At 41.6% G+C, this 16,406-nt stretch carries 14 protein-coding genes and 1 other RNA gene; 1 reads left to right on the forward strand and 14 read right to left on the reverse strand.

Annotation, left to right across the window (positions count from 1 at the left end; translation table 11 throughout):
• The 4 genes from JOC95_RS06450 to JOC95_RS06465 form a co-directional block, all read right to left on the reverse strand.
• A complete protein-coding gene (locus JOC95_RS06450) occupies window positions 1–3,693 on the reverse strand; it encodes a dynamin family protein (RefSeq protein WP_204414520.1) in 3,693 nt (1,230 codons plus the stop codon).
• Between the two features lie 392 nt (window positions 3,694–4,085).
• Window positions 4,086–4,637 carry an isoprenylcysteine carboxyl methyltransferase family protein gene (locus JOC95_RS06455; RefSeq protein ID WP_204414523.1) on the reverse strand — a complete coding sequence of 184 codons (552 nt, stop codon included), beginning with the start codon at window positions 4,635–4,637 and terminating at the stop codon, window positions 4,086–4,088.
• A 4-nt stretch (window positions 4,638–4,641) separates the two neighbouring features.
• A complete protein-coding gene (locus tag JOC95_RS06460; protein WP_338083066.1) occupies window positions 4,642–5,772 on the reverse strand; it encodes a type III polyketide synthase in 1,131 nt (376 codons plus the stop codon).
• Between the two features lie 150 nt (window positions 5,773–5,922).
• A complete protein-coding gene (locus JOC95_RS06465; RefSeq protein WP_204414526.1) occupies window positions 5,923–6,453 on the reverse strand; it encodes a GNAT family N-acetyltransferase in 531 nt (176 codons plus the stop codon).
• A gap of 166 nt (window positions 6,454–6,619) precedes the next feature.
• Between JOC95_RS06465 and JOC95_RS06470 the strand changes: the two genes are divergently transcribed.
• Window positions 6,620–7,078, forward strand: coding sequence for a chemotaxis protein CheX (locus tag JOC95_RS06470; RefSeq protein WP_204414528.1), 459 nt, complete (start codon window positions 6,620–6,622; stop codon window positions 7,076–7,078).
• A 91-nt stretch (window positions 7,079–7,169) separates the two neighbouring features.
• Here the strand turns inward: JOC95_RS06470 and JOC95_RS06475 are convergent, their stop codons facing one another.
• From JOC95_RS06475 to JOC95_RS06520, 10 genes are all read right to left on the reverse strand, one after another.
• Window positions 7,170–8,684 (reverse strand): carboxypeptidase M32, encoded by a 1,515-nt coding sequence (locus tag JOC95_RS06475; RefSeq protein WP_204414530.1) that lies wholly within the window; start codon window positions 8,682–8,684, stop codon window positions 7,170–7,172.
• Between the two features lie 148 nt (window positions 8,685–8,832).
• A complete protein-coding gene (locus JOC95_RS06480) occupies window positions 8,833–10,764 on the reverse strand; it encodes an ATP-dependent DNA helicase (protein ID WP_204414532.1) in 1,932 nt (643 codons plus the stop codon).
• A 141-nt stretch (window positions 10,765–10,905) separates the two neighbouring features.
• Window positions 10,906–11,097: a hypothetical protein gene (locus tag JOC95_RS06485; protein WP_204414534.1), complete on the reverse strand. Its 192-nt coding sequence runs from the start codon at window positions 11,095–11,097 to the stop codon at window positions 10,906–10,908.
• A gap of 97 nt (window positions 11,098–11,194) precedes the next feature.
• The gene (locus tag JOC95_RS06490) at window positions 11,195–11,398 is read right to left on the reverse strand and encodes a hypothetical protein (RefSeq protein WP_204414536.1); all 204 of its coding nucleotides are present in this window, start codon (window positions 11,396–11,398) and stop codon (window positions 11,195–11,197) included.
• A 54-nt stretch (window positions 11,399–11,452) separates the two neighbouring features.
• Window positions 11,453–12,598, reverse strand: a complete 1,146-nt coding sequence (locus JOC95_RS06495) for a THUMP domain-containing class I SAM-dependent RNA methyltransferase (RefSeq protein ID WP_204414539.1) — start codon at window positions 12,596–12,598, stop codon at window positions 11,453–11,455.
• 159 nt (window positions 12,599–12,757) lie between these two features.
• Window positions 12,758–13,147, reverse strand: an RNA gene (gene rnpB / locus JOC95_RS06500) — RNase P RNA component class B.
• Between the two features lie 62 nt (window positions 13,148–13,209).
• A complete protein-coding gene (gene gpsB, locus JOC95_RS06505; protein WP_204414541.1) occupies window positions 13,210–13,515 on the reverse strand; it encodes a cell division regulator GpsB in 306 nt (101 codons plus the stop codon).
• Window positions 13,516–13,647: 132 nt separating this feature from the next.
• Entirely contained in the window at window positions 13,648–14,214 is a 567-nt protein-coding gene (locus JOC95_RS06510; protein ID WP_204414543.1) for an SLOG family protein, read from the reverse strand.
• A gap of 150 nt (window positions 14,215–14,364) precedes the next feature.
• Window positions 14,365–14,799, reverse strand: a complete 435-nt coding sequence (locus tag JOC95_RS06515) for a CotD family spore coat protein (protein ID WP_204414544.1) — start codon at window positions 14,797–14,799, stop codon at window positions 14,365–14,367.
• Window positions 14,800–15,139: 340 nt separating this feature from the next.
• Window positions 15,140–16,396, reverse strand: a complete 1,257-nt coding sequence (locus JOC95_RS06520) for a ribonuclease H-like domain-containing protein (protein ID WP_204414545.1) — start codon at window positions 16,394–16,396, stop codon at window positions 15,140–15,142.
• Window positions 16,397–16,406 lie beyond the last annotated feature (10 nt).

Consider the following 16,406-nt stretch of genomic DNA (forward strand, 5'->3'; position numbering starts at 1 on the left):
CTAGTTCTCCTTACGGTTTAGCTCGGAGACTTTATGATATACCTCCTCGAGTTCAACCGTATTGATTTCTTCACTTAATGCTGCCTGCATCCCGCGGTAGAAATCCTCCAACTGCCGATCTAAATCCGCTTTAACCCTTGCAAAACTGTTTTCTAATTCTACCTGGTAATGACGGTCGAGTTCTTTTTCATTTTCTTTTGAAAAATGATCCATCAAAGGTGAGGTCTGTTCTTCCAGATAATCACTTAGCTTCTGTTTTTCATTCTTTTCAAAAAAAGCTTTGGAGTTTCGGAAAAATCCGATAGCCTGCTTTTCTACTTTGGAAGAATAGGGAAGGAAGTGATTTTCCACTTTGATATCGCTTAGCTTATCAAGTTCAAAGGCTGAAAAGGATAGTTGCTTTTCAATTTTTTTAGCATGCCCTTCAACCTCATTCTGCCAGGTTTGCAACGATTTTTTGATATAATTTTCTATCCTCACAGTGGTCGCACGCACCTCCTGCGATAGGTTGTGGGAGATATCTCCATGAAATTCACGTAACGAGTGGGAGAACTGCTCCTTCATATTTCTTCCATCCTCCTTTAATACGGACGGATTGAAGGCTTCCCTGAAAAAGTCGTTAAAACGCAAGAAGGTGCGGTGTTTTACATAATACAGTAATTCACCGATCTCTTTAGTTAAGAGTGTTTGAAAACTGTCAATGGAATAATCGGCGATCCAATTCTGGATTTGGCTTTTGTTTTGTAGATAGACAGCCCTTCTTTCAGCCTTTTCTTCTTTTCCAAGCCTTGCTTCATTCAGGTAGTTTTCCATCAGTGCGACCGCACGGGCTATCTCAAGTCTTGCTGAACGGATGCTCATACTGATAAGGTCAGATTGAATGAATCCTTTAAAGGAGTCCTCAAAATCCCCAAGCATCGAGCTTTCCATAAAGGGATGATCAAAAGACTTCCCTTCTTTCTCTTTTAATGCAAGAAGACTGGAAACAGGAAAGAGTTTTGGATTTCTGTTCCCATACATCTGTAGCTGCTCTTCTACATAGTCAGTCACCAATGTGAGTTCTTCTCTTGTTTGGGCGAGGTCTGCTGCATTGACAAGGAAAAACATCTTATCCATAGAAAATGCATCCTTTACCCGGCCCAGCTGGATGAGGAATTCACGGTCAGCCTTTGAAAAAGCATGCTGATAGTAGGTGACAAACAGGATCGCATCGGCATTTTTGATATAGTCAAACGCTACATCTGTATGTCTGGCATTGATTGAATCGGCACCAGGTGTATCGACCAGCGTCAAGCCTTCCCTCGTTAATGCACAATCATAATGCACCTCAATCCATTCCACAAAGCACGATTTTTCCTCATCAGCTACATAAGATGGGAATGCATCCAAGGAAACGGTAAGCTGTGAGCCAAGCTGCGGACCCATTTGATCCCATCCGGATGCAAATGCCTTCAGAAAGTGAAAATGCGGCTTTTTGCTTGCGTCCAATTCCAGATGCTCATTTTTCTGTATTATTGCTGAAATGATATCTTTTGCATCTTCAAGGGCCTGCATGCTCGTATTAAATACTGACAATGCCTGATGGACATCTTCAAATATCTGATCCCTTGATTTCATCTGCACCGAAACGGTTCCATGTGGACATTCTTTTGTTACCGGTGAAATTTTATTGATGGATGCAGTTGTCGGGTTAGGTGAAACCGGTAGGATGTATTCACCAAGCAAAGCGTTTGCAAAGGATGATTTCCCTGCACTGAATGCACCGAAAAGCGCCACTGTGAAGGATTGTTTTTCAAGCTTCTGTTGCTTGTTTTTCAGGTCCTGCACGACTGATTGAAAACCTTCAAGATTGAAAAGGTAGCCTGCAGTCTTTTTTAATATTCCCGCCATTTCCTTAGGGTCTTCTACATCTTTTACAGTTTGTTTGATGTGGACCTGATTTTCATTTCTTGGTTTTTCTTTTTGAAGGATCACTTTTTCCAGGTCTGAACCATTCACCTGTCTATATGTCCTGTTAACATATGATTCCATCAAAGAGTGATCCTGATCAGCGACAACCGCGGTTGGCTGGCTATGATATAGGATGGTTTGGATCTGATCCATTTTTTCCTCTATAAGGCTATTGATTGTCCTTATTTCTTCATTGGCAAGGTATAGGGATTCAAGACCTTTTATTTCCGACAGCGTGTTTTCATTCTTTTCTTTATAGAGGCTGTCAATTTGTTCAAAGATTTTCTCCATGAACGACAATGCCTGTTTACGATAGCTACCCTTTATGGTTTGTGCCAGTTCTTTTGTATAATGCAGTACTGCGTCCCCTGTTGTACCTGCTCCCTGCTTAACATGGGATGCGACAAGCTGGCTGTCTATTTGAACCGTGATGTTTTGCACTTCCTCAAATAGGACAGCCTGATATAAATCATTATCTTTCAAGAAATCAATCACAAGCTCGTGGACGAATTTCTCAATTTGTGTTTTGACACGTTTCGCAAGGTCCTCGATGAAGGCTTCAAGACGCTTCTGCTGTTCCTCCAATGTCTTCTTGCTTGAGAACAGCAGGCCTACCTTGAACCCTTTTTGCATGGATTCGAGATATCTGCCAGCAAGCTCCCTCATTTCAAAGGGAGTGATATTGGCATTCTCCAGCAGTTGATTGTTCTGTTTAATAAAGTCCTCTTTTACTTTTTTGACCTGTGCTTCCATTGCGGCCCATTCTGTTTTTTTGACCTGAAGGCGTCTTGTTACTTCATCAGGAGCAAGTTCGCTCTCCTGCACAAGTAGATTGAGCTTATCAAGCGTGTCCTGCTTCTCTTGAAAGAGCCAGTTCCTATGCTCTTCCAAAATATGATGAAGGGCGTTCTCCACCGTGATCGGCAAAATATCCATTTTGTCTTCACGCAAAAGCTGAATCGCTTCCTTCACAATGTTCACATCATTTAATGGGTGCCCAGGATCTTTTAAACTGGTGAAGTAGAGGCTGACAGGCTCGATACCCCAGTCCTTGAAAGAGTCTTGGATTCTTTTTTGGTAGGTCTCAAAGGGAATTTCCTCTTCCCTGTGCTTGTCAATCTGATTCACCACAAGATAGATCCTTTTTTCCTGATCCTGCAGCTCTTTGATGAATTTCAAGTTTACTTCGGACTGAACGTGATTATAATCCATCACATAAAAAATGACGTCGGCAAGATGCAAGGCCGACTCTGTTGAGACACGGTGGGCGTCATCGGTCGAATCCACGCCCGGTGTGTCCAGGACGATCAGATCGTCCGGCAGATTTTTAAAAGGATACTGGTACGCGACCGATTCGACCTTATCCCCGTCCTTGCAATATGCCTTTACATTTTCAAAAGAAACTGGCGGGAGGATTTCCAATGATTCACCTTCAAAAAAGTAAACACGTGCCTTTTCTGTCCCCTTTTGTATCTTCACCACGTTTGCCGAGGTCGGGATCGGACTTGCCGGCAAAAGGGACTCTTGCAGGATTTCATTGATGAATGTAGATTTTCCTGCTGAAAAATGTCCACAGAATGCAATGGTCAGATTTTCTTCCGTGATTTTTCTGGAGAGCTCTGCAACCTTTCTTGCACTTTGTTTATCGCCAGACGTATGTAATCTCTCAAGAATAAGATTTGTTTTTGCCAATAGCTCTTTATAGGAAGCTGTTTTTCGTTCAATCGGTTTATTAATTGCCATATATAAGTCCCCTTGGATGTCATTTAATGCCTGATTATTCTATTTTACTTGAATTCGCCGGGATTTCCTATATTCTTTGCGAAAATGAGGCATCGTTTTATTCCATATGTATGCGGGATGTTTGCTTGACGTACTTGTACGACAAAAAACAAGACCCAAATGCTAAAGCTTACGCATTGGGTCTTGTTATGTATGATTATTTTGCAAGTTTCGGCTCACATGTAGATTTTAGGACAACCTTCATTAATATGGAATAGGCAACAACTGTAGTTCCTACAAATAGAAGTGTCATACTCCCACCATCCCTTTAGTTGATATCGTTGATACTGATAATTGTTATCATCATCATATCAGATTAACGCCTAATTGACAATGACTATCATTCCGGATAATTAAATTTTCGGAGTAAACCTGCTTTTCTCTTGAACATAGTTTGAATAGTCGCTAGTTGTATTATTCAGGGCTTTTTCTTCCATCGGGATACGGACTGATAGCATCCACGCATTGAGGATGGTGAATATAAAGGCTGTAATGTAGGCCTGGAACAGTAATGGGATGATGATGATTTCCAGTGATACCACTAAATAATTGGGATGCCTGAGAAACCGGTACGGTCCCTTTTTTACCACATCAGCATTAGGCAAAATGATTATTTTTGTATTCCAAAACATTCCAAGAGATGCAATTGCCCAGACCCTCATTACTTGAGTACCTATAAACAAGCTGATGAGTAATGGCCAAAATGGACTGACTTCCTTTGATAGATAAAGAACCTCTATGAGCAAGGCCAGTAAAAATGCTATATGCAGGAGCACCATGTATCCATAATGCCCCTGGCCGAATTCCACTGCCCCCTTCTTTTTCATCAAGTTTTCGTTTCTTTTGGCAATCTTTAGCTCAACAAGCCGTTGGCAGATGACAAATAGATAAAAAAGAAAGAACATCCTATCACTCCCAATTCAGTAGTAAGAGTTCCGAGCTGAACCCTGGTCCAAGAGCGCCGGCTATTCCTATCTGACCTTTTCCCGCCTTCGTTTCCATAATCTCTTTTAATACATATAGAACGGTTGCAGATGACATATTGCCGTATTCCTTTAGCACCTTCATGGAAGTTTCCAGTTTTTCATCGGGGATCCCTAAGGACTCCTTATAAGCTTCCAATACCTTTTTCCCACCAGGATGAAAGACAAAATGTTCGATTTCTTCCAGGCGTATATCTTGCTGGTCAAGGAAGCGTTTGACATTAGGGGCTAGCCAATTCTCGATGATGCTTGGAATATCCCGGGAAAATACGACATATAGGCCTTCATTTTTGATTTCCCAGCCCATCACGTCCTCAGAATCTTTCATGAGTGTTGATTGACTTCCCAGGATTCTCGGATAGGCCTGCTTACCATCCAATGCAACACCATCCCCTGCAACAAGCACACAAGCAATTCCATCAGCAAACAAAGAGGTGCCGACAAGATTGCTTTTTGAATGATCGTTCTTCTGAAAGGTGAGACTGCAAAGCTCCACACAAAGAACCAATACCTTCGCATCCGGAAACGCCAAACAGTACTCATACGCTCTCGATAATCCTGCAGCACCACCGGCACATCCCAAGCCCCAAATGGGAATTCTCTTCGTATAGGGGGAAAATGGGAGCTTATTCATGATACGTGCTTCGATGCTCGGTGTGGACATGCCTGTTGTGGAAATGTAGAAAATCGCTTCGATTTCCTCATATTGGACCGGGCTTTTTAGGGTGACAGTATTGGATAGGCATGCTTGAATGGCATTCACCCCATACGCTACCGCCTCTTCAAGATAAATATTGTTCTTTTCTTCAAAGGTATGGGGCGTGCTAAACCATTCAACATCCTTGGCAAAATGTCTTTTCTCGATTTGACCGTTCTGGAAAACAGTCAGCAGCCGATTTATATCCTTGAAAGACTCCTCAAAAAGCTCCTTGGCAAATTCCACAGCCGTATCCTGTGAAATCGGATATTTCGGTATGGCGGTTCCGACTGATAGTATTTTTGGCATAGAGGAACACCTCGTAGATTTAGTATATTTACTATTACCAAAAAGTAATATTATATACAAAAAATGGAATGTAAGAGGAATAAAAAAGGCTTCCCCTCGATACAAGGGAAAGCGCAATTCGTTTTAAAGGAGTTGTTGTGTTGTGCATTTTTATTATAACTAAAAAGTGAAGGGTTAGCATTGTTAATTATTTGCAATCACTTATTTATAGAATTTGGCCATCCATAGTTCATCTACATATTCACCATTGATGAAGGCTTGCTCCTTTTGATTGCCTTCTTCATGGAACCCATATTTTTTATATAATTGGTAGGCGACCTCATTCGATGAGAATACGGTCAACGACAGCTTTCTAATATGCTGTTCACACCACATATCTGTATAATCCATTATTTTTTTTCCGATTCCTAGCCCCTGTGCTTCCCGGGCAAGCCATGTACGGAAGATCCCTGTGTGCTTCTTCATCTGAAGCTCACCCTTGATCACCCTCGCGATGCCTACCACCCGGCCATTCCATTCCGCACCCAAGTACATATTGCCTTTTTGCTGCATTTCCTTTATAAATGCCTTCTCCTCTTCGACAGAACGTGGCTTCTCTTTCTGGATAAACTCACCGGCAGCAATGATACTCTCTACCGCTTTTACAATATCGTCTGCATCTTCTTCTTTTACAGGTCTAAGCTTCACTGTGGACCCGTCTTTTGCTGTGAATTCTAACAATAAATCAAACATATGAACCTCCCATAATTATTGCTGAGTTACACATCGTAATACATCTAAGCTTATTGTTCAACAAATGACTCTTTCTCAAACAAAATGTTGAAATTTGTTGATATTTCTCACAAATATTGTGTTATGATAAAAAAGAACTAGATACTTCAGTTTCAGGAGGTGCTTTATGTCCCCCACCGAGAGCTTAACCCAAGTTTTCAACAGGACTATCGATTCAGTCAAATCGGTCATTCCTATCGACTTCACGTTTGAACAGCCCAGTCTACATACAGAAAATCTGACAAATGTGGCATTAGGTGTCCTGATCGTATTAACTGGAGACATCAGAGGTCAACTGATCATCCAGGGTGAACGTACAGTATTCCAGCATATCGGCACAAAGATGTTCGGCATGGAACTGGATGGGGAAATGCTTCAATCCTTTACAGGTGAACTCGGCAACATGATCGCCGGCACCCTCTCATCGAACATTGCTCAAAGTGGTCTTAATATGGATATTACCCCTCCCAATGTATTGATTGAACAGCAAACTGAATTTCATCTCCACCACCGTCTGCATTCTCCTCTCTACTTAAAGGACAACGGTGAAATGCAAATAATTGTAGAATTAGAAAATGCATCATAAATTATTCATACCAATTGAAGTCCATTTTGAGGGCTTCTTTTTTATAGAAAAAAAAGAAGCCCCATTACTGAGGCTTATAGTTTTTTATGAATTACAACCGATAGATTGCTTTATATTTATCTTCCAGGTAATTGATTAAGTAGTCTACGTTGAGTTCTTCCCCTGTTACCTCTTTCATGATCTCGAGTGGTTTTTTCATTTTTCCATGACGATGGACTTTTTCGGTCAGCCAGCCTTTTATGGAATCGAGCTCCCCTTTTTCCAAAAGCTCATCAAAGTTCGGAAGATCCTTTAACATCGCTTGCTTGAATTGGGCAGCATACATATATCCCAATGCATAGGATGGGAAGTAGCCAAAGCTGCCACCTGACCAGTGAACATCCTGCAATACACCTTGCGCATCGTTTGGAGGGGTGATGCCAAGATAGCTTTCATACTTTTCATTCCAGGCCTTGGGAAGGTCACCAACTTCCAACTCATCATTGAATAATGCTTTTTCCAACTCATAACGGATCATGATATGTAAGGCATAGGTTAGTTCATCCGTTTCAATTCTGATCAAGGACGGTTTCGCTTCATTGATTGCCAGATAGAACTCTTCCAAATCCAAAGAGTCAAATGCACCTTCTGCATAACGTTGAAGCGTTCCATAATGGCGTTTCCAGAATGATTCATTACGGCCAACAAAGTTTTCATAAAACAGTGACTGAGACTCATGGATTCCCATCGATGTTCCGGTACAAAGCCCAGTACCGATCAAATCCAAAGAAATGTTCTGTTCATACAGGGCATGACCACACTCATGGATGGTACCGAAAACTGCTGTTCGAAAGTCCTGCTCGTCATACTTTGTCGTTACCCGCACATCTCCGGGGTTTAGTCCGATCGCAAACGGGTGAACGGTTTCATCCAATCTTCCTGCATCAAAATCGTATTTTAGCTCCTTCAAGACTTCAAGACTGAAACTTTGCTGATTTTCCTTGGAAAATGGAACAAGCAATTCGGAAGACCTCGGCTGGACCTTGGAATCTTGAATAGCTTTTACAAGAGGCACAACCCGGTCTTTGAGCCTTCCAAAAACCTCATCCAATGTATCTACTGTCACACCTGGTTCGTATAGATCCAAAAGTGTATTATACTTATTTCCATCATGTCCCCAATACTCGATGAATTTTTTATTGTACTCCACCAATTTCTCAAGATAAGGTTGGAGCATTGAAAAATCGGATTTGGCTTTTGCCTCTTCCCATACAGTTTCCGCCTTTGTGCTCAAAACCACATATTCCTGATATTCCTTAGCGGGAATTTTTCTGTTTTGGTCATAGTTCTTTTTTGTTTCAAGTAAAGATGCCTTGGTTACCTCATTTAATGCTTCGAAAACATCTTCCTGCAGAAGCTGTGTAAGGAAGGCCGCCATTTCCTCTGAAGTTGACATGTTGAACACCTCAGAAGAAAGGACCCCGATCACATCTGAACGGCGATCTACCCCTTTTTTTGGGGCCCCTGTACGCAAATCCCAGAAAATAAGGGAAAGTGCTTCTTTATAGCTTTCCATCTTTGACATGTATTCCAAGTACTGCTTTTCAAGGCTTGCTGTCTCTATCATGCTTATATCCCCCAACATATCTAGGCTAAGTTTAAGAATACACAATTTTCTTACTAGTTGGCAACATATTTCTGGGTATATGGTTTTCTTGCTTCTTACAACAAAAAAACACTCTGCAGATTTTAACAGAGTGCTTTCAAAATATATTTTATTGGGTGACAGGAACTGTCGGAAGAACCGTTTCCAACTTGTCCTTGACCTGACTTGGTAAATGGGAGGGCAGGAAGATTGTTATTTCCCCTTGATCCTCAGATGAACGGATCAGCCTTCCAATTCCCTGTCTTAGGCGAAGTAGCATATAAGGTACGTCCAACTGCATATATGGATCATCCAGACCTTTTCGTTTTGCCGCAAAAACTGGATCATTCGGAGGGAATGGCAGGGACCAGATCACCACATTGGATAGGGATGGACCGGGAATATCTAGCCCTTCCCACAGGTGATAAGCACAAAGAACCGATTTTTCATCGTTTTGAAATTCGGAAACAAGGACACTTATCTCCTGTTCCCCTTCATAGAGGAAACGGTAGGAAGTATTTTGCTCATTTCTTAATTTGAATTGCTGCAGCTCACGCTTGGTAGAAAATAAGATAAGCGCGCTACCTTCTGAACGTTCTATCGCTTGCATCGCAGCGTGGTATTTTCTTTCGAAACCAGCTTCGTCATTATCAAGCTCAGATAAACGCAATTTCATTTTTTCATCATAATCAAATGGTGACTTTATGGAAAAAGAAAGATAGTCACCGATACCAAGGGAGCTGGCAAGATAATCAAAGGAATTGTTGTCCGATAACGTAGCCGAAGAGAATACGAAAGGTATTTGTTTCGAAAACACACTCTCTTTTAATACCTCTTCGACCGTTTTCGGCATGACGACAAGTGTCAAATCATTTTTTGCCTGCTCAGCCCACGCAATCACATCCTCCTGGGACAGGAGTAATTTCAATAGGAACTCGATTGAATCCAGATACTCTTCCACTATATGAAGCTGATAATGGTCCACAGTATGAAGTTCACCTTCAAACACCAGTTGATTTCCGATCTCCTCCACTTTTGCGAGAAGATTTTTTGCAACACCCACTAAAGATTGATCCATTCTAATATCTTTTCTATCCGAACCATCAACGGAGCTTAGGTTGTCCTCCAGCGTTTCAAAGAAAAGATCATTGGCTTCAAGTGCATCTTCAACCAGCAGGACGAACTCTTCCCTAAGGTCGTTTCCTAAAAGTCTAGTAAGCAGCTCTTCTACCATATGCTTCTTGATTTTATAGGTCAGTGCTTTTTGGGCCGCATATTCCAAGAGGTGCCCTTCATCAAAGACAACCGTGGAAGCTTCAGGCAGTAATGGGAGCTGTCCTTCACGCTTTCTTTTTTCCACTGTCCAAACATGCTCCATATAAAAGTCATGGGAACAGATGATAAGGTCCGTCGATTTCCGGTAATGATCCCTTGATAAGGTTTGTCCACATCGATGGCGTTTTTCACAACTGAAACAATCCTGGAAGCTATCCCAACCAATGAGGTTCCATTCGTCATCATTCAGCTTTGAATAGTCTTTTCTGTCTCCATATGGATGAAAGGATTGCATCGGGGCTGTTTTGTTGACGAATTTAGGTAGAGAATCGTATACATCATCAATATTGTCTATATCGTAAGCATTGAGGGCATGGTCCAATTTATTCAAACAGAGATATTGATCCGGTGATTTTGCCAATCTTACATCGAATGTCACGTCAAGTATTTTGGAAAGCTTCGCAATATCCCCTTCCTTTTTCACCAGCTGCTCGATGAGTGATTCATCTGCACAGGTGATGATGGCAGGCTTGCCCATGTATCTTGCATAACAAATTGCATAAAGGAGATATACCATCGTCTTACCTGTTCCTACACCTGCTTCAGAGAAGATGACCTTCTTTTCCTTGAATGCACGTTCTAGTTGAAATGCCATAAAAATTTGCTCATCACGAAGTTCAAACCCTGCTTCCGGTAGAATGTCATAAAAAACATCCCCGATCCATTCGTTCAAACGATCAAAAAAAGAATCACCCTTGTTCATTGTAAAAGGCAGACGATTGTTCATAATATGTACCTCCGTGAAAGATTTTGCATCATGTATATGTTCCGTTACAAAAAAGTTTGCATCTGAACATTATTGAAAAAATAGCGTGTTTTGTCAAGTTTTTTTAAATAAAAAAAGTTCCCCTCTTTTGAAGGGAACTTTTTAGCCTTTCGTTATATGAACCATGCTCTCGTCCACATAGGATGCATGTAGCATGGCTTTCATATATTCCTCCCGTGCAGCCTTCATCCGCTCCACGCATTCGACATCAAGTAAATTCTCATTGGCTAGTCTTTGATAGCTGCTATCCAGCGCTTTTGATATTTTCATAAAGTCATTAACATGCAATGGCATAGAATACCCCTCCATCCTTACTGCTGATAGAAGTATTCTATGCCCATTTTCATGTATATATACGTTGTCTCAACACTAAATTGTACAAGCCTTCATTCTACTGCTCTTCACTGCTGGAATCATCTTTTGAATCTTTTTTCTTTTTCTCTTCTTCCGCTTCGTACTTGATGTCCTCCAAAGGCAATTCGTCAATCGGCATCACCAGCTGATCGCGCCGTTTCTGCTCTTTTTCATTTTCCTTGAAGGCTTTATCTTTTTCATTTCTTTCCAAAAGCTCTTTATCTTTTTTTGTGTCAGTCACCGAAATCACTCCTTTGTTACCTTTTCCCCAGGAGATCGACTGATAAACAATTACCTAGTTGTTTCTGGGAGGACGCTTGCCCCAGTATTGGTAATAGTCCGTTTTGATGAATCCGTTAAACAGTTTTCTTTTTTTCGTTGCCTTTCTTCCGAAAAAGCTCTCAAATCCTTCATGGGATGTAAGTATATAAATGGACCAAGTATCAAGTTCCTTATAGGCTTTACCCATGCCCCTGTACATTTTCTCCACCTCGGGGCGTTCCCCTAGACGTTCACCGTAAGGAGGATTTCCGACAATCACACCATACTCTTTTTTCGTTGTGAAATCGGATACCTGCATCTGTTTGAATGAAATCAGTTCCCCAAGACCCGCTTCAAAAGCATTTTCTTTCGCTATGGATATCATGCGATGGTCAATATCATACCCGGAAATGTCGAGTGGCTGATCGTAGTTTGCTTTCTCTTCCACTTCTTGACGGGCTCTTTCCCATAAAGCATCACCAATCCAATGCCAATCCTCAGAGACGAAATCCCTGTTGAAGCCTGGTGCGATATTCTGACCTATCAGGGCCGCTTCAATGGCAATAGTCCCGGAGCCACAGAATGGGTCGACAAATGGCTTATCAGGCGTCCAGTTCGTCAACATCACCAGTGCGGCCGCCAAGGTTTCCTTTAACGGAGCTTCCCCTTGATCGGCACGATAGCCACGCTTATGCAGGCCGATTCCTGACGCATCGATGGTAAGCTGGACATTATCCTTGAGAATGGCCACTTCAATTTTATAAACAGCCCCTTTTTCATCGAGCCAGTCGGATTGGATGTTATAGTGCTGCTTGATTTTGTTCACTACCGCTTTTTTCACGATTGCCTGACAGTCAGGCACACTGGAAAGCTGTGATTTAACGGATTTCCCGATAACAGGGAATTCAGCATCCTCTGGAAGATAATCGCCCCATGGCAATGCTTTTGTTTGTTCAAAAAGCTGATCGAAGGTAGCCGCTTTGAATTCCCCGACCACCACCTTGATCCTGTCGGCTGTCCTTAGCCACAGATTTGCACGGCAGATGGCTAATGCATCACCATAGAAGATGACTTTACCATTATCTACTGTGCAATCGTATCCCAGGTCTTTAACTTCTTTTGCCACTAAGGATTCAAGTCCCATTGCAGCGGTTGCGATTAACTTATATTTGTTTTTCATTTTTTCACCCTGACCTTTTTAAGCGAATATGTATGTAAATCTATTTTAGCCAATAATCTTCTTGTCGAGCCGCCTTTTCTTAATACAAAAGCTCCCCTGGGATCAGGAGAGCTTATTTTTCAAACATCTACGTTATCATGCGACATCCAATCAATAGCGATCTGTAAGCCATGTTCTGTTCCTTTGTACTGCAAACGGATTGCTCCTTGTACTCAGGTGGTAACCATCTGTCTACAGATAATATAATATTATCTGTCCTTCTCATTCGTTCGGATTCCATAGAGAAGGTGCCCCTACCATTGTTTGGGTTTCTCGCTCGAGGGGTTTACCTCGTTCCACTCCTGCAATTTCTTGCCGGACTACGTCACTGTGGCACTTTCAAGGTATTCACACCATATCTCTCGACTTAGGTGCTTTCCCTGCCGTTAGCCCAGTATAAAACCAGACTACCCTAGCTTATTTTTTCGCTAGGCACGAACACTACAGGCATCACAGCCTGTGCGAGCATGGACTTTCCTCTACATGTAACTGTAGCGGTTACCCAATCACTATTGATGTCAGCAAGATATAGTATAGTAAATCTGGATGAATAATGCAACTGTAAAATAATGTTATTCGTATAATTTACTGCCGAATACATGCTTCTCCAGATTGGAAAGTCTGCGAAGGATGTCAAAGTTAGTGGAGCCGGTATTGCTTGTGCTTTGTTGCGGCTTTTTGCCGGCTTCCTCCAACTGACGTTTCAACCTTGCATTTTCCTGCATCAGAAGTTCATATTCCTGATGGAAAGTTTCGTAGTCCTTGATCACAACATCCAAAAACTTATCAACATCTTCAGCCTTATAGCCTCTCATGCCTGCCTTGAATTCTTTTTCCAAAATTTCTTTTGCTGTCAATTTGATTTTATCAGATAGCATAAGTTCCTCACCTCAATGCCAGTGCCACTATTTTCTTATTATTTTTTCAAAAAATGGGACACTTGTCAATTTTCTCTTTAATAGTATTTGAATAAATTCTATAAATATGATTTCGGCAAAAATTGTAGTCTTTTACCAATCATGTTGTCCATTAAACTGTTCTTCCTCCACAACCAGTTGAAGCTCATAGTCATCGATGATGAAAATCGGATATGACTGCCCGGTTGCTTTCCTTTTGGCCATTTCAAGCATATATTGGGGATTACCCGGCCTCTCTTCATCATAAACCACCAATAAGCCATCCGATTTATCAATCAGGAATTGGTTTTTCATGCGAAGTTGAAGAGGCGATTCGTATTTTTTCTTGGTAATGGAATCGATGTGATCTGCTTGGGCCATAATCAGTTCATAAAACTCTTTATTTGATTCACTCCACTTTTCTTCCTGGGAAAGATATGGGGTGAATACTGCTAGCTTCAGGTCAGGATAGGTTGATTGGAGCTCAAAGACCACTTCCGCCCCCCATAGCTCCACACCCAACTGTCCACTGATGACAATCCATTCTAACTCATGCCCCTCTTCAAGTAAAGAGACAATCCGTTTTTGAATGGCTTTTTTAATATAGAGCACAGCTGGATCATTCTTTTTAAACACTTGAAGTTCATGCGATTTATAACCAGTAAGGACGAGTACTTTCATAGACACCTCATAAATCAATAATAGATATGTACGCACAAAAGCGCAAGAACAATGATTTTTTAAAGAAACATATAAAAGAAAAAGAACTGGCTTCTCACCAGTTCCTTTATATTAACAGAGTAACGTATTTTTTTGACTTGTCAATACGGCTTATCTGCCATATTGCTTACATTGCCCAGGCATTCCGCCGCCGTAACCCATTCCAGGGCCACCAGGCATTCCGCCATAACCCATTCCAGGACCTTGTGAAGCTCCCAATACTTGGCCTCCAGGCATTCCGCCAGGACCTTGGTATGCTCCCATTACTTGACCAGGTGCTCCCTGACCCATACCTTGACCCATTCCAGGTGCTCCTTGACCCATGCCAGGCGCTCCAGGACCACAGTTGAAGTTTTGGTGTGAAACTGAGTCAACCATTGATTCAGTGTGAGGGAAGTAATGTTTATGCTGGAACATTTGGTTGTTTACATATGTTGTGTGTGAAGGATGGATGTGAGTAACCTCAGTTACCGATTGTAAGTTCTTTACACAACATTTCGTAGGATGGACGATTGGTCCCATCATGTTTGGTCTGCAGTTGTACATACTTATGATCTCCTTTCATTTTTTGTTTTTCTCTTTACATTAACAAATTATGAAAGAAGGGTGATACATGTACTAATACAAACACCTATTTTACAAAGATATACTCGTTTGCCTATGAAAATTATAGCAGAATCGTGTAAATATCTTCTTTGAGATTCGAAAATACAAAAAGTGTCAGACCGATAACAACAAAAAACAAACACAAAATTAATCTTGACAACGCTCTCTCTCCCATGCTTTTCCTTTGTTTAATAGTAAATCACAATGTTTAATTTTACATGGTAAATGTTACGTTGACAATACAAATCAAGCGATTATTTGACAAAATCCGAAATATATTTCAGCTCTTTAATTTCCTTTTCAGCCTTTCGATCCTTTTCACATATTTGTCCCTGTTTTTACCTTCACCACTACGCACTGAAAGTTGTTTTTCCTTCCAAGAAACAAAAGCTTGTTCTGCATAAAAAAGTGCGGCGGGATAGTCTTTTTCCTTATGTTCAAAAAGCATCGAAAGTTCAATGGCAGCCTCTTCCTTTTTCGGGTTGTCTCTGTGGCTGTAAGATTGCAGGAATAGCTCTTTTGCTTCATCGTATCGTGCTTCCCGCTTTTTGATGAGTCCCAATTTATAAGACGCTCCGAAGGATTGTTCGACAATATTTTCATATATCCTTGCAGCAACCGTTTTTTCGCCTAGCGAATCGAACCATCTTCCTACTTCGAATTCCTCTTTTTCATTCCTGGTATCAGAATCCGCCTGTAATAGTTTTGAGAGATGGATATATAGCGTGATAAGTGTGAGCACATCCCATTCGTTATGCTTCAGCACGCCTTTTATCCCTTCCATCTCATGCGTTTTGACAAAGTCGAAATAAATCATCGGTGCAAGGAAGCCAGGTATATCATTTTCTCGTTTGATGCCTAGTATTTCTTTCTCCACGTTCGCAAGCCGAACCGACTCCATTGTATCCTTCCATAGCCTTCTCGCAGCATGCAAAAGATCGAAATGCCCGAAACTAGGGAGCTTGGGGACGTGTTCCCTTACAAGGGTGTGCCGTGTTTTGACTTGTGGCCAGTCAAACGCCTTCCCGTTATAGGTGACAAGCGTTGAATAGTCTACCTCCTGAAGGAAGCTCTGATAGAGGGCGACCTCATTCCCCGGCGCAGGCAGGAGATGCTGTCTGACCACCACTTTATCATCATGCACCCTGGCATACCCGAGAAGAAAGATCGTGGTACCTGCCCCTCCGCTTAGTCCAGTTGTTTCCGTATCAAAAAAGAACAAGTCCTTGCACTGATGACCTTTCGCGGATAAAGGATGCCCTGCAACGTCTTTTTGCCATTGTTCCATTACAGGTAGGATTTCACCCAAGGTATAATGCCCATGCTTGTAATCGAGCGGATATTCCACTTCACGGATCAGGCAATACTCCTCGTGGAAATGAAAGGGAAGGGCACCATAAGCCTTCCATTCGTCCGCATTAGGTATTGATTCACTCTTTGATGCAGGGGGAATACTTTCTTCCTTTATTGTTTCCACTACTTGCTTCCCTGTCTGGAGATGATTTTTCATTCTGTTTAATTTATTTTTTAAAGACATGTTTTACTCC

Origin of the sequence: Sutcliffiella tianshenii (genome assembly GCF_016908565.1) — a bacterium.
GTDB lineage: Bacteria > Bacillota > Bacilli > Bacillales > Bacillaceae_I > Sutcliffiella_A > Sutcliffiella_A tianshenii.

Bases quoted from the DNA above. Each gene is read 5' to 3' on its own strand.
- JOC95_RS06450 (WP_204414520.1), bottom strand. From the start codon at position 3,693: ATGGCAATTAATAAACCGATTGAACGAAAAACAGCTTCCTATAAAGAG.
- JOC95_RS06495 (WP_204414539.1), bottom strand. From the start codon at position 12,598: ATGAAAAACAAATATAAGTTAATCGCAACCGCTGCAATGGGACTTGAA.
- JOC95_RS06510 (WP_204414543.1), bottom strand. From the start codon at position 14,214: ATGAAAGTACTCGTCCTTACTGGTTATAAATCGCATGAACTTCAAGTG.
- JOC95_RS06470 (WP_204414528.1), top strand. From the start codon at position 6,620: ATGTCCCCCACCGAGAGCTTAACCCAAGTTTTCAACAGGACTATCGAT.
- JOC95_RS06465 (WP_204414526.1), bottom strand. From the start codon at position 6,453: ATGTTTGATTTATTGTTAGAATTCACAGCAAAAGACGGGTCCACAGTG.
- gpsB (WP_204414541.1), bottom strand. From the start codon at position 13,515: ATGCTATCTGATAAAATCAAATTGACAGCAAAAGAAATTTTGGAAAAA.
- JOC95_RS06480 (WP_204414532.1), bottom strand. From the start codon at position 10,764: ATGAACAATCGTCTGCCTTTTACAATGAACAAGGGTGATTCTTTTTTT.
- JOC95_RS06455 (WP_204414523.1), bottom strand. From the start codon at position 4,637: ATGTTCTTTCTTTTTTATCTATTTGTCATCTGCCAACGGCTTGTTGAG.
- JOC95_RS06475 (WP_204414530.1), bottom strand. From the start codon at position 8,684: ATGATAGAGACAGCAAGCCTTGAAAAGCAGTACTTGGAATACATGTCA.
- JOC95_RS06485 (WP_204414534.1), bottom strand. From the start codon at position 11,097: ATGCCATTGCATGTTAATGACTTTATGAAAATATCAAAAGCGCTGGAT.
- JOC95_RS06515 (WP_204414544.1), bottom strand. From the start codon at position 14,799: ATGTACAACTGCAGACCAAACATGATGGGACCAATCGTCCATCCTACG.
- JOC95_RS06520 (WP_204414545.1), bottom strand. From the start codon at position 16,396: ATGTCTTTAAAAAATAAATTAAACAGAATGAAAAATCATCTCCAGACA.